At 62.9% G+C, this 13602-nt stretch carries 13 protein-coding genes and 1 pseudogene; 5 read left to right on the top strand and 9 right to left on the bottom strand.

The annotated features are described in order from the left end of the window. Window positions 1–2 precede the first annotated feature (2 nt). The 3 genes from K3555_RS03100 to clpS all read right to left on the bottom strand — a co-directional run bounded on the left by K3555_RS03100 (window position 3) and on the right by clpS (window position 2250). Window positions 3–809: an SDR family NAD(P)-dependent oxidoreductase gene (locus tag K3555_RS03100; protein ID WP_259989975.1), complete on the bottom strand. Its 807-nt coding sequence runs from the start codon at window positions 807–809 to the stop codon at window positions 3–5. Between the two features lie 115 nt (window positions 810–924). Continuing rightward, window positions 925–1914: a class I SAM-dependent methyltransferase gene (locus K3555_RS03095; RefSeq protein WP_260007346.1), complete on the bottom strand. Its 990-nt coding sequence runs from the start codon at window positions 1912–1914 to the stop codon at window positions 925–927. A gap of 12 nt (window positions 1915–1926) precedes the next feature. After that, on the bottom strand, window positions 1927–2250 hold the full coding sequence (gene clpS, locus K3555_RS03090; protein WP_129372831.1) for an ATP-dependent Clp protease adapter ClpS: 324 nt from the start codon (window positions 2248–2250) through the stop codon (window positions 1927–1929). Between the two features lie 106 nt (window positions 2251–2356). Between clpS and K3555_RS03085 the strand changes: the two genes are divergently transcribed. From K3555_RS03085 to K3555_RS03075, 3 genes are all read left to right on the top strand, one after another. Further along, complete coding sequence (locus tag K3555_RS03085; RefSeq protein ID WP_259989971.1) at window positions 2357–3070, top strand: HAD family hydrolase; 714 nt, start codon at window positions 2357–2359, stop codon at window positions 3068–3070. 80 nt (window positions 3071–3150) lie between these two features. Beyond that, complete coding sequence (locus K3555_RS03080; protein ID WP_259989969.1) at window positions 3151–3477, top strand: hypothetical protein; 327 nt, start codon at window positions 3151–3153, stop codon at window positions 3475–3477. A 262-nt stretch (window positions 3478–3739) separates the two neighbouring features. After that, window positions 3740–5356: a D-alanyl-D-alanine carboxypeptidase family protein gene (locus K3555_RS03075; RefSeq protein ID WP_260007345.1), complete on the top strand. Its 1617-nt coding sequence runs from the start codon at window positions 3740–3742 to the stop codon at window positions 5354–5356. Window positions 5357–5621: 265 nt separating this feature from the next. On the opposite strand, the pseudogene K3555_RS03070 reads toward K3555_RS03075, so the two are convergent. The 6 genes and pseudogenes from K3555_RS03070 to K3555_RS03045 form a co-directional block, all read right to left on the bottom strand. Next, window positions 5622–6791: pseudogene (locus K3555_RS03070) on the bottom strand (IS3 family transposase). A 97-nt stretch (window positions 6792–6888) separates the two neighbouring features. Beyond that, complete coding sequence (gene ccoS / locus K3555_RS03065; RefSeq protein ID WP_027257996.1) at window positions 6889–7047, bottom strand: cbb3-type cytochrome oxidase assembly protein CcoS; 159 nt, start codon at window positions 7045–7047, stop codon at window positions 6889–6891. A gap of 30 nt (window positions 7048–7077) precedes the next feature. Next, window positions 7078–9255, bottom strand: coding sequence for a heavy metal translocating P-type ATPase (locus K3555_RS03060; RefSeq protein WP_260007344.1), 2178 nt, complete (start codon window positions 9253–9255; stop codon window positions 7078–7080). Between the two features lie 5 nt (window positions 9256–9260). Continuing rightward, a complete protein-coding gene (locus tag K3555_RS03055; RefSeq protein WP_260007343.1) occupies window positions 9261–9725 on the bottom strand; it encodes a FixH family protein in 465 nt (154 codons plus the stop codon). A gap of 3 nt (window positions 9726–9728) precedes the next feature. Continuing rightward, the gene (gene ccoG / locus K3555_RS03050; RefSeq protein ID WP_259994769.1) at window positions 9729–11162 is read right to left on the bottom strand and encodes a cytochrome c oxidase accessory protein CcoG; all 1434 of its coding nucleotides are present in this window, start codon (window positions 11160–11162) and stop codon (window positions 9729–9731) included. Window positions 11163–11394: 232 nt separating this feature from the next. Continuing rightward, complete coding sequence (locus tag K3555_RS03045) at window positions 11395–12270, bottom strand: LysR family transcriptional regulator (RefSeq protein WP_260007342.1); 876 nt, start codon at window positions 12268–12270, stop codon at window positions 11395–11397. 98 nt (window positions 12271–12368) lie between these two features. Here K3555_RS03045 and K3555_RS03040 point away from each other — a divergent pair, with 98 nt between their 5' ends. Together K3555_RS03040 and K3555_RS03035 are read left to right on the top strand one after the other, a co-directional pair. Next, the gene (locus tag K3555_RS03040) at window positions 12369–12548 is read left to right on the top strand and encodes a hypothetical protein (protein ID WP_260007341.1); all 180 of its coding nucleotides are present in this window, start codon (window positions 12369–12371) and stop codon (window positions 12546–12548) included. Between the two features lie 262 nt (window positions 12549–12810). After that, window positions 12811–13503: a DUF2270 domain-containing protein gene (locus K3555_RS03035; protein ID WP_259989953.1), complete on the top strand. Its 693-nt coding sequence runs from the start codon at window positions 12811–12813 to the stop codon at window positions 13501–13503. Window positions 13504–13602: the final 99 nt, after the last annotated feature.

The raw sequence follows: 13602 nt of genomic DNA, 5'->3' as shown, positions 1-13602 counted from the left end.
GATCAGTGGACCGGTGCCGCCACCGGATCCAGCAGCGTGCGGCCGCCGTCCAGCGTCAGCACCTGGCCGGTCATGAAACCAGAGGCGTCGGAGGCCAGATACTGCGCCGTCTCGGTCAGTTCAGTGGGCGAGGCGATACGGCCCAGCGGTGTATGGGCCTCGATATCCTGGCGGTAGCTGCGGTTGTCCTTAAGGGTGGTCCGCATCGAGGCGCTCATCACTGAACCAAAAGCAATCGAATTCACCCGGATCTTGTACGGCGCCAGCGCCACCGACAGGGACCGGGTCGCCTGATCCAGCGCGGCAGAAGCCACCGAATAGGCCATCAGCTCGGGGTGGGTGCGGCGCGCGGCGATCGACGACAGGTTGATGATGCTGCCCAGCGGGCCGTTGCTATCCTCGTCTTCCTCGCCCTGCCGGATCATCCGCTTGGCCACTTGCTGCGACAGGCGCACGGCGGGCAGCAGGCTTTGCATCAGCAGCTGATCCAGGGTGTCATCCGCAGGGTCCAGCGGATCGGTTGCCACCATCTGGCGCGCGCCGTTGACCAGGATATCCACCCCGTCAAAGGCGTCGATGGTGGCCGACAGCAGATTGGCAATGGTCAGCCGCTCGCGCAGGTCGCCTGCGAAATAGCGGATATTGCTTTCCTCGGCCTGCTCGCCCAGCTCGGCCACCAGCTGCGCCTCATGGGTGTCGGCAAACATCACATTGGCGCCGGCATCGGCAAACTGCTTGCCGATCGCCAAGCCGATGCCGCTGGAGGCGCCAGTCACGATGGCGGTTTTACCGGAGATCGAAAAGGACATGTTAGGGCACTCCCCTGTAACAATCTGGCCTGTAAAAATCTGGCCTGTGGCACTCTTGGCCGCACGTTAGACCGGGCCTGCCGGTTTGGAAACCGGCATTGCGCCCCGCACGCGGTTACTTGCGCCGCCGTTTCGGCCGCGCCGCATGCAGGATCTTGAAACGGTTGTCGCCGCCCTCCTCGCGCACCTGGGCAAAGCGTTCACCCAGTGCCACCTCATAAGGCAGATGCCGGTTGGCCACCATCCACAGGCTGCCCGAGGGCGCCAGCATCGCTGCTGCTGCCCCAATGAAGGCCTGGCCCAGCGACGGTTCCGCAGTGCGGCCAATGTGGAACGGCGGGTTCATCACCACGGTGTTCACAGTGCCCGGCGCCTTCCAGGTGCGGGCATCCGCCCAGTAAAACTGCGCCCGGCTGTCTGCCACATTCTGCCGCGCGCAGGCCAGCGCGTGGTAATCCGCCTCGGCCAGATGCACCTGCTCGACACTCTCGCGTTTCAGCACCTCAGCCGACAGATATCCCCAGCCTGCCCCCAGATCGGCGACGCACCGGCCCAGCTTCTGCGGCAGCGCCGCCGCCAGCATACGGGACGCGGGGTCAATCCCGTCCGCCGAGAACACGCCCGGCGCGGTGGTGAAGCCTTCAACCTGCTGCGGTTCTGTTGGCAGCCACTCGGACAGATCGGTGCCGCCGTCGATCCAGAACACCTTGCCATGCGCCTTGGAAACCGGAACCGAGGGTTCACAACGCTTGCGCAGATCCTTCAGAACCGAATCGATGCCCTCGGTTTTGACGCCATCAATCAGCACCTGCCCCTGTGTCGCTGCCGCCGCCTGGGCGATCAGCATCCGCGCCAGCGCTTTGGCACGCGGAATAAAGACAACGGCTGCGGCCAGCGCCTCATCCGCCTCCAGTGCCGGGGTGCAGGCATAGCCCAGCGCGGCAAAGTGATCGTGGTCGGGGCGCAGAGGCTGGACGATCAGCAGCTGCTCCTTGGGCAGGGCTGACAGGTCGTGATCGCTGCGCGGATGAAACACGGCGATGCGGCCCTCTGACGGAACAGCAAAGCCGCCCGATTGGGCGGCCAATGACAGGCGAACGGACATCTAAGAGCCTCTTTATTCTTCTTTTTCCATGGTGCATTGCAGCGGGTGCTGCTGGCGGCGGGCGAAATCCATCACCTGTCCCACCTTGGTCTCAGCCACCTCATGGCTGAACACACCAACCACGGCAACGCCTTTCTTATGCACTGTCAGCATGATCTCGAACGCTTGCGCGTGGGTCATGCCAAAGAACCGCTCCAGCACCAGGACGACAAATTCCATCGGCGTGTAGTCGTCATTCAGCAGCAGCACCTTATAGCGCGGCGGGCGCTTGGTTTTCGGCCGCGTCTTGGTCAGGACGCCAGATTCGATATCGTCATCTGAATGGTCGGTCATCATGATGTGCTGCAGCGGCATAAGCAATTTGATCCGTTGATACGTGGAATTTCCTGTGAGGCTTATATAGCCTCTATACAGTTTAGGAAAAGAGACTGAGACCCGCAGATTGATACGTAATTTGACAACAATCGGCTTTGATGCCGACGATACCCTTTGGCACAACGAACGGTTCTTCCGCGTCACCCAGGAAAGATTCGCCGAATTGCTGATGGATCACACCCCCGCCGACATCGGCCCGGAGCGGCTGGAACGGCTGCTTCTGGACGCCGAAAAGCGCAATCTGGGGCGCTATGGCTACGGGGTGAAGGGGTTCACGCTGTCTATGATCGAAACCGCGATCGAGGTGACGCAGGAACAGGTGCCTGCCTCTGTGATCAAGGAACTGATCACTGCAGGGCAGATGATGCTCTCCTATCCCATCGAACTGCTGCCCCATGCGCGCGAAGCGGTTGAGGCGGTGGCCGGCCGCTACAAGGTCGTGCTGATCACCAAGGGCGACCTTCTGGACCAGGAACGCAAGCTGGCGCAATCGGGCCTGGGCGAACTGTTCGACGGGGTCGAGGTGGTCTCGGAGAAAACACCAGAGGTTTATCACGACATCTTCGCCCGCCACGGCGACGGGGCGGCGCACGCGATGATGGTGGGCAATTCCATGCGCTCTGACGTGGTTGCAGCCATCGGCGCCGGCGCCTGGGGCACCTATGTGCCGCACGGGCTGGTCTGGGAGGTCGAACACGCCGAAGCCCCCGAACAGAGCCCCCGCTATACCGAAATTGCCGATCTGAGCGGGCTGGCGGATTTGGTGAACAGCCTTTGCTGACAGTCCCGGGGATTGGATGCTGGACGGACCTGTTCCGGCCAGCTATCCCTTTGCCGACCCAAAGCGGAGACGCCGGACAGATGCCGCATGCCGAACTGAAATTCTCCAGCGATCTGGAAATCGACGCCAAATCCATCCTGGCCGAGATCGAGACCGTGATCCTGCAACACGACAGCGGCGCCGGGGCCTGCAAAGGCCGGGCCTATCCGGCAGCGCAGTTCCATCACAGCCACATTGCCATCACTGTGGCGCTGCTGACCAAGCCGCACCGGGACGAAGCATTTTCCCGCGCTCTGCTGGCGGACCTCGAATCCCGTATCAAGGCGCAGTTGTCCCAGCCTTGCGAATTTTCCCTTGGCCTGAGCTATTCCACCCCCTTCTACGTGACCAATTTTCACGCAGGTTAACGGCTCAGACCCGGCCTATACGGCCTGCAGGGCTGGCATTCGGCCACCGCGCGATCTGGAAAACACAACTTTTTTTGGTAACCTCCTGTTAGCACTTACTGCATCTAGAGGAGCCGTTGGACACCCCCACAAGATGCCGGCAGGATGGCGCGCATAGCGCTGAACGGCCCGTGTCGCCGCTGTTTATTCCTCAGTAACCCTGTGTTAGGCTTTGGGTCACAGGCAAAAACGTCAGCCGGAAAACCGGCGGCATGAGGCAAACATGGCAGTGATCACGCAGGTAATTCCGGCGTCAGGCGGGGGTACGTGTACCCGGTTCCTGAGGGCAGCCGCGGTATTTCTTATCGCAGCATTTGTGCTGGCGCTCCAGCCGCACCAGGCCGCTGCGGCGCCCTATGCGGCGATGGTGATTGATTCCCGCACCGGTGAAGTGCTGCATTCGCGCAATGCCGACACCCGCCTGCATCCCGCATCATTGACCAAGATGATGACGCTCTACATCGCGTTCGAGGCTGTGCGGAACGGCGAAATCACGCTTGAGACCAAAGTCAAGATCAGCCGCAACGCAGCAGCCGAGCCGCCCTCGAAACTGGGGTTGCGCTCCGGCCAGCGGATTGCCTTTCGCTATCTGATCCGCGCCGCAGCAGTGAAATCCGCCAATGACGCCGCCACCGCCATCGGCGAGACGCTGTCCGGCTCCGAGGCGGCCTTTGCCCGCCGCATGAACCGCACCGCCAAGGCGCTGGGGATGAGCCGCACCACTTTCAAGAACGCCCATGGCCTGACGGCCAGCGGGCATCTGTCGACGGCGCGCGACATGACCACGCTGGGGCGGCATCTGCTTTATGACTACCCCGAATACTACAACCTGTTCTCCCGCCGCACGACCCATGCAGGCGTGCGCGAAGTGCCCAACACCAACCGCCGCCTGCTGGCCAGCTATCGCGGTGCCGACGGGATCAAGACCGGCTATACCCGGGCCGCCGGCTCCAATCTGGTGGCCTCGGCCAAGCGCGGCAACGAGCGGATCATCGCGACCGTGTTCGGCGGCAAATCCTCTACCGCACGCAATGCCAAAGTGGCGGAACTGCTGGATCTCGGCTTCCGCCGGGCGCCGTCGCGTGCCGCTCTGCGCAAGCCGCGCCGCCCCGCGTACCAAGGTGCAGGCGTAGTGGTAGCAGACGCCGGGGACAGCGGCAGCAGCGAAGGTGCTGCGGGCAAGACCATCCGGGTCAGCGGCCAGGTCAACACCAGCCTGCGGCCCAAAACGCGCCCGGGCCGCGCCGAGTCGCCGGTGCTGGTAGCGGCACTTGAGGAAGCCCTGCAGACGCCGCCGGCCGAAGCTGCTGAGGACACTGCACGAACCGCACCGCAAGCGGAGCAGATCGAAAATGTCCAGACCGTCAGTGCCGAAGGTGCCGTGCAGGGCGATGCCATCCGCAACAGCATTGCCGTTGCCCTCGCCGAAGCGGAGGCAGAACCCGCGCCGCCGGCCCAAGCCGCAACAGCCACGGTCATCGCAGCGGTGCAACAGGTGCCCTTCACCGGACTGAGGCCCGTGGCCCGCCCGGCCAGCCTGGCCCTTGCAAACGCCTCGCCCGAACCGGAACCGGTGGTTGTGACCCGGCTTTCCACTTCCGGCGGGCGTTACTGGGGTGTAAATGTCGGTCTCTACACCAGCCGTTACCAGGCCGAGAAGGTTCTGCTGCGCACGGCCCTGTCGGAGCTGGAAACACTGGACGGCTCCTTGCGCAAGGTGGCCAAGACCCGGCGCGGGTTCGAAGCCAATTTCCTCGGCATGAGCCAGGATCAGGCGGAACTCGCCTGCCGCCGCCTGAACGCCCGCAACGTGACCTGCAAACCGATCGGCCCATCCTGACGCGAACGGCACAGAATGCAGAATAGAAGGCGCCCCAGCGGCGCCTTTTTCATAGCCGCCCCCAGGACCCGGCCAAGATTCGATCAAACGCTCCCGCCCGTCGTCAGCCTTTTCTGCAAAAAGACTTCCCCCGGTTGGGCGTGGCACCGCGCTTTGCGCGGTGCCACGCCCAACGCTGCCAAGGTGCTCTGGCGCAAGCCAGGACACCTGCTGGGGCGGGAGGGTTTGGACTTGCCGCGCATAAGTTCCGGTCTCTCAGCTCATGTCAGGCAGCCCTTCTCTCGAAAGCCAATGGACTTTTCCCGCCAAGGGACGGCCGCCGCCTGCGCGGATTGCAGACCCCATTGGTGTATTGGATTACCGCCCCCCTCGGCTTGCCGCCGTGTTTCCCAACGATTGCGCCGGATCCGTTCAGCTTTGGGGATTTGAAGACCGTTTCGACCATGCACTGCCTGGCAGGCGGTTTACGTTGCAAATCTGCCGGGAAGGGAATTGTCGCAGCAGTTGCCTTTGCCGCTCATCGAGACGAGAAAGCCATGCTGCGTCAGGCGATTTTGACAATTACCAGAACAATACTGAGATCCGCGACCAGTTGGTGGATGCAGTCCTTTAGCGGCCGGCGCAATGCCACGGCCATATAAAGCGCAGGGATCGCCAGGTCCCCTGTCTTCCGAGTGCCGCCGCCCACCCAATGACACGGCGGCAGTAAAGGCCGATGATCACGGCCAGCTACAGCCACCCTCGCTGGCCTGGATAAAGGAGATGTCCCCAGCCCATTTCTGATTGGGTCCGTTGGCTGAGAAATCCTAGTTGAGCAAGTCTGGCGCGATATTGAAAGCGTGATTGCTGTCTGTTGTGGCTTTGCGCAGGCGGGTTCGGATGGCTTTGACCTCATTCTCCCGCATCAGCCGGCCTGCTCTTCGATGCCCTGCATTCAGGCCCGCCGCCTGCATTTCCCCGATCATTTGTGGCCGCCCGCAGCTTTGCAGGCTAAGGCGGTGCTGTTCCCGGATATGCGCCAAAATCACAATATCATCGCGCTGCCGGCGGCTCATTGGGCGAACCCGCCACGCATGATATGGTGCGTGATACTACCTGCATGACCCTGCACAGAAATTCGACTCGCCAAACGTCCTTCCAGGCATCAGTGAAAGCGACCCTCACCGGCTTAGGCCTGCAAAGACTATTACCGCCTATTTTAGCACCTCCCTCTCCTCACGCAGCAGGCGGGCTTCTTTGCGCAGGCGGGCATTTTCTTTCTCTGCATCTTCATGCGGGCCAGACATCAGGCCGTCATTCTGGTGTTGCTGCCCCCCTTGTTCAGGGTCGAAACCCCAACGCCCGGATATGAAGCGGTTTGCGGGCGCGTCAAGCCGCTTGCCGTTGCAATTCGAACCGCATCACGCAGGAATTCGCCGCTGTATCCCGGTGCCATGCATTGCCTCCTTCAATGCGGGCATCGCTTGAAAGAGACCGGAACTGAATCGCGGCGAGTCCAGTTTTGTTATTCACACAGGCGCAGGCCGCCCGCATCATGGCTTGGGCTTGTCGTCCCACTCATCGCTCAGGATCCGGCGGGAGTCGCCTTCCGGGTCGTCATACTGGTTGCTGCGCAGTGTATAAAAGAACGCCGCCAGCCCGACCGAGCCGAGGATCAGTGAAATCGGGATCAGATAGGCAAGGACACTCATGGCTTCAGGTCCGTTGTGGCTGGCGCCGGCTTATCGCAGCCGCAGCGCATTGAGAGAGACTGTGATGGAAGAGGTAGACATCGCCAGCGCCGCAATCAAGGGTGTTGCCAGCCCGGCAATCGCCAGCGGCACTGCAATCACGTTGTACAGCGTGGCAATACGGAAGTTCTCGCGGATCCGGCGGGTTGCCTTTTGCGCCACGCTGCAGGCCTCGGCAATCGGGGAAAGATCCTGCCCCAGCAGAACAATATCCGAAGCCACCCGCGCCGCATCCAGCGCCGATGCAGGCGAGATCGACACATGCGCCGCCGCCAGCGCCGCGGTGTCATTCAGGCCGTCGCCCACCATCAGAACCTTTTTGCCTTGCTCTGTCAGCATCTGCACACGGGCGGATTTGTCAGCCGGCAGCGCCTCGGCCACCCATTTTGCAATCCCCAGCCGCCCGGCCAGATCCTCCACTGCGCCAGTGGTGTCGCCGGAGATCAGCAGCACATCCTTGCCTGCGTTGCTCAGCGCCCGCACCGCTTCCGCAGCACCGGGACGCAGGGCATCGGTGAACAAAAACGCCTTCGCCTCCCCCGTCCCGCTGTCCAGCCAGGCCGCCGTTTGGCTGCCCTGCTCGGCGCCGGCCCAGGCCGCACGCCCCAGCCGCACGCGGGTCCCGCGGAACAGGCCTTCTGTGCCATAGCCCGGCACCTCGGTGATGTCCTGCACCTCGGCAGCAGCGACCCCGGCGTCCCGCGCAGCACGCACCAGTGCCACCGACAGCGGATGCGAGGACCCTTCGGCCAGCGCCAGCGCAATCTCCAGATCGGCGCGGGCATGATCACCCAGATTGGTCACTTGCGGCGTGCCGGCAGTCAGCGTGCCGGTCTTGTCAAAGACCACGGTATCGACCTCCGCCAGCCGCTCCAGCGCGGTGGCGTGTTTGATCAGCATGCCCTTCTTGAACAGCCGGCCCGAGGCAGCGGTGGTTACCGCAGGTACCGCAAGGCCCAGCGCGCAGGGGCAGGTGATGATCAGCACCGCCGCGGCAATGTTCAGCGCCATGCGGATGTCGAAGGTCCACAGATACCAGCCCGCAAAAGCAAGCGCCGACAGGATGTGCACGCCGGGCGCATAAAGCTTAGCCGCACTGTCGGCGAGAGAAGTATAGCGCGAGCGACCCGATTCAGCGATGGCGACCAGATCGGTCATCCGGTGCAGCGAGGTATCCTCGCCCACCGCAGTTGCCCGGATGGTCAGCGGGCCAGTCAGGTTCACCTCGCCGGCTGACACCGCCAGACCGGGTTCTGCAAAGACCGGCAGCGTCTCGCCGGTCAGCAGCGAGCGGTCCAGTTCCGACCGCCCCTCGACAATCACACCGTCCACCGGCATCCGCCCGCCGGGGCGCACCAGGATCAGATCGCCAATCGCCAGATCCGCCACCGGCACCTCGTACTCATCGCCGTCCAGCAGCCGGATCGCGCGGGGCACTTCCAACGCTGCCAGCTCCTCGGCGGCAGAACGCGCAACCGCACGGGTGCGGTAATCCAGATAGCGACCCGCCAGCAGGAAAAAGGTCAGCGTCAGCGCCGCATCGAAATAGGCATGTTCGCCCGACAGTGACGTCTCCCACAGCGAGGTGACCAGCGCCAGCACCAGCGCCAGCACAATCGGCACATCCATATTCAGGCGCCCGACCCGCAGCGCCGTCCAGGCGTTGGCAAAAAACGGCTGTGCTGCGAAGATGATCGCGGGAAAAGTGATCGCGGCAGAGATCCAATGGAACATGTCCCGCGTCGCATCCGATGCCCCGGACCAAACGGAAACCGACAGCAGCATCACATTCATCGAGGCAAAGAAAGCCACCGCCAGCCGCATCAATAGATCGCGGCCCGCCTTGTCGTTCTGGGTGGCAGCCAGCGCTGCCAGGTCCAGTTCGTGCGCCTCGTAGCCGATGCTTTCCAATACCGGGATCAGATCCACGGCGCGCAGGTCCGGCTCGGCCTCGATCAATGCGCGTTTCAGCGTCAGATTGACCCGTGCGGAATGAATGCCGGGGTGTGCGCTCAGCTCCCGCTCCACCGCTGAAATACAGGCCTGGCAGTGAATGCCCGGCAAGGACAGCGCCAGCCGCGCCTCGGTTGGAGCTTGTTCAGCAACGTCCTGCGGGGCCGCGACACAGGCCGGACAGGCCGCAAGCGAGGGGCGGATCTGGGCAGTCATGGCAATCAGCCTTTCACATGCAGGATCACGCGCTGGGTGAACTCGGTGCCGTCCTTGGCCCGCGCCACCATGCGGATATTCCAGTTGCCCGGCCCCAGCTTGGCCGGCGCCACATAGGCCTGGCCGTCAAAGGTGAACGCCGGTCGCTGGTCGTCCTGCACATGGGTCGCCCGGCCCAGCGTTGCGCTCAGCTTGGTGACCTCCACCGGGGCGCCGCCGGCATCGGTGATCTCCAGCTTGACCTGATCCCCCTGCGAAGACGCATAGACCGACCAGCCCAGCGCCTCCTGCGCTGAACGGCGCAGATCGAATTCCTGGCTGGCAACATAGGAATTCTTCACCTCCAGCCCTGGAAAGGTCTTCACTGCATTGACCGCCAGGGCAATGTTCACCCCGATGATCACCGCAAAGGCACCGCAGAACAGCATCAGGGCGTGTTTGCCGGTAAATTCGCGTTCGCGTTTGGCCATGGCTCAGTCCCCCGTGCCGTTAAAGCTGGTGTCCTTGTGGGCGCGTTCCCCGTTTATCAGATCCTCGGCCCAGATGCGAACAGGGGTGCTGCCGGTTTGCGACGGCGCCGAGCCTTTGGCAGAGACAATGTAAACCCGTTGCAGCAGCGCGCTGTCGGCCGGCACATTGACCGAGTGATACACGGTGCCCTCCAACTGCAGCCGCATAGCCGGATCGCCCTTGATCGACAGTTTGAACACCCGGTCCTCGCCGTGTTTGTTGCGCAGGCGCACGTCATAGGTGTTGCGGATCGCACCATCGGACAGCGTCACAAAGGTCGGGTTGCGTTCAGGTGCGACGGTCAATTCAATGTCGGAGCGGATGAACAGGGCAAACAGCAGCCCCGCACCGACCAGCGACCAAAGGCTGGTGTACATGATGGTGCGCGGCCGCAGGATGTGCTTCCAGATGTTCTTGGGCGGTTTGCCTGCGCGCTCCTCTGCCTCATCCGACAGCGCCATATAGTCGATCAGCCCGCGCGGCTTGCCGATCTTTGCCATAACGTCGTCGCAGGCGTCGATGCACAGGGCGCAGGTGATGCATTCCATCTGCTGGCCGTCGCGGATGTCGATCCCCATCGGACAGACATTGACGCAGGCCATGCAGTCAATGCAATCGCCATGCACGGTGCCCGCCTCGTCGGTCTTGCGCGGCTTGCCGCGCGGCTCGCCCCGCCACTCGCGGTAGCCGACGGTCAGCGTGTCCTCATCCATCATCGCGGCCTGGATGCGCGGCCAGGGGCAGGCGTAGATGCAGATCTGCTCGCGTGCGAAACCGCCGAACAGAAAGGTGGTGCCGGTCAGCACCAGCATGGTGGAATAGGCAACGGGGTGCGCGTTCAGCGTCACCAGATCATAGGCCAGCGTCGGCGCATCGGCGAAATAGAACACCCAGGCACCGCCGGTGGCGAGACCGATCAGCAACCAGGATACCCATTTGGTCAGCCGCAGCCGCGCCTTGCGGAAATCCATTTTCTTCTGCCGGTGCAGGCGCAGACGGGCGTTGCGGTCGCCCTCGATCCAGCGCTCCACCAGAATGAACAGGTCGGTCCACACCGTCTGCGGGCAGGTGTAACCGCACCAGACCCGGCCCAGCGCCGAGGTGAACAGGAACAGCCCCAGCCCCGCCATGATCAGCAATCCGGCGACGAAGTAAAACTCATGCGGCCAGATCTCGATCCAGAAGAAATAGAACCGGCGGCCCGCCAGATCCAAAAGCACGGCCTGATCCGGCAGACTTGGGCCGCGGTCCCAGCGGATCCACGGCGTCAGATAGTAGATCCCCAGCGTCACCGCCATGATGTACCATTTCAGGTTCCGGAACGGGCCGGACACGCGCCGCGGATAGATCGGCTCCTGGGCGGCGTACAGGCTCGGGGCTGGTTTGGAATCGCTCACGGACACTCTCCGTCTTGTGGCTGTCTCGCGCCGTTGTCACAGATGCATAATGCCAGAACATTGACGTGGATCAAAAAGCGCATCGCACAATCATGTTTTCAGGCACCTTCTCCGCGTACTGTGAAGGCAAAACGCCACCTATGCCTGCCCGCCCGGCGCCGCCAGGGGCAAGTTGCCGCAGCGCAGCGATTGCGGCGTTGCACAGATGACTTCCACCGCAATACCAGCGGCTTCATTCCTCCTTCTGCTGCCGCCGCAGCCAGCTGGTCAGCTTGCGCGCCTCCCGGCGCAGCACGCCGGGGCGGGTCACGATGTGATAGCCCCGGTCTGCGCCTTCGGTGAACAGTTCCAGCAACCTCCCGCTGTCCAGATCCTCGGCAACAAACTCCCGCACACTGACTGCCACCCCCTGGCCCGCCCGCACCGCCTGCATCAGCAGATTGCCGGGCAGCCGGGTGCGCGGCCCGCGCAATGCCTCGGTGACACCGCGTGATTCCAGCCAGCGCGAGGCCTCCGAGGTGCCCAGCTCTTCGAGCCAGGGCAGATCCAGCAAATCCTCCGGGGATGCCACCTGCCGCCCGCCCAGAAGACTGCCGGCCGCAATGACCACCATCGGCGATTGCAGCAGCATCCCGGCCTCCAGACCCGGCCAGCTGCCGTCGCCATAGCGGATGGCAATATCCACACCGCCCGGCTTCAGCTCGACAATCTCGCCCCGCGGGTCCAGCACCAGATCAATCTCCGGATGCTCTGCCTGAAACCCGGCCAGCCGCGGCATCAGCCAATGCGCGGCAAACATCGGCGTGCAGGTCACATGCAGCGGCCGGGCAGCCCCAGCGGCAGAAATCTCCTGCACCGCCGCCTCGATCGCGCCAAACCCCAGATGCAGCGCGCGGGCCAGATGCTCCCCGTCCGGCGTCAGTGCCAGCGCCCTGCCGCTGCGGTCCAGCAATGCCGCGCCCAAATGCGCCTCCAGTGCGCGCAGCTGCTGGCTGATGGCAGCGTGGCTGACATTCAAAGCTGCCCCTGCCCGCACCACATTCCCGGTCTCAGCAAAGGCAGTAAAAGCCCTGAGCGCCGCCAATGGCGGCATGTTCAGCCAATCCATATGTAATCCAGCCTTACATAATGCTATTCCAATTAACTCGCAGGAATCGCGCATTCACGCAAGTATCAGAAACAGACGCCAGGATAGGAGGCACTGAAATGCTGATTGATATCTATGCCCGCTCGATGATGGCCGCCACGCGGCAGGACTGTGTAAGGCTGCGGGACCTGCCTGCGCCTGAACCCCTGTCCCACCCTTCAGGCAGGTTCACCCGGCTGATGCGCTGGCTGGCAGCAAAGCCGCCAAAAACCCGCTGCATTCATCCGCAGAACATCTGACCTGAGACCCTGACCTTGGGGAAGAAAGAAAAAGCGCCGGTTTTCCAGGAAACGCGCGAACAGATCGGAAAACCGGCGCATGACCCCGTTCAGCCTGCACGTCGGCCTTGCGGGATATCATGCTGCCCAGGAGGGCTGTTAAGCCAAGCAGCAATCTCTTTCACCTGTGGTTTTACCCGGTTTGCCGCCGGCAAAGTTTGACACGGATCAAAAAGGCGCAAATTAATTGCCCGGCTCCGGGAAAAAATCTACGCTCGGTCTTATGAACATCGAAACGCGCGAACAGGCGGTCACCAGTGACCGTGCACCGCTGACGGCGGCCGAAGTCGGCGCCCTGGCGCATTTGTACCGGGGCGAGATTTACCGCAGCACCGTCTGGCGCACCCGGCTGGACACCACCACAAACTGGGCGGTCGTCACGCTGGGCGTGGCACTGTCGATTTCCTTTTCCTCGCCCGAAGCCTCGCCCCTGCCGCTGATCCTGGTGGGGGTGCTGATCATCTTCTTTCTGATGCTGGAGGCCCGCCGCTACCGCTATTTCAACGTCTTCCGCGCCCGCGCCCGCTGGATGGAGACGCATTTTTATACCTCGATGCTGAAGGAGGGCGACCTGCATCTGGAAGATCATTGGCAGGATGTTCTGGCCGCGGATTATCTGCGGCCCCAATACCATGTAAGTGTCATGACTGCGATCGGACGGCGGATCCGGCGCAACTACTTTTGGATCCTGCTGATCCAGTCACTGGCCTATGCGGGCAAACTGGTGGTGCATCCAACCGCTGTCCTGTCCCTGCAGCAAGCGGTGGACCGCGCTGACATCGGCCCGTTTCCGGGCGAGCTGGTGCTTGGCACCGGTGTTTTCTATGTGCTGCTGTGGGGCAGCATCGCCTGGTGGAGCACCAGAGCCGACGCCGCCCGCGCCCGCAAACGCAGCTCAATGACGTCGATGGGCTAAGGGGCATCCCGCACTGAATCTCTACAGCCGCTTTGCACTGGAAGCTACCTAAGCAAAGCCTTGCTGCGGCTGGTGGCTCACGGGACTTTGCTGCCATTG

It is taken from the genome of Leisingera sp. M527 (assembly GCF_025141525.1).
GTDB lineage: Bacteria > Pseudomonadota > Alphaproteobacteria > Rhodobacterales > Rhodobacteraceae > Leisingera.
Note: the sequence above shows the minus strand (reverse complement) of the source record. Positions and strands in the feature narration are given on the sequence as shown.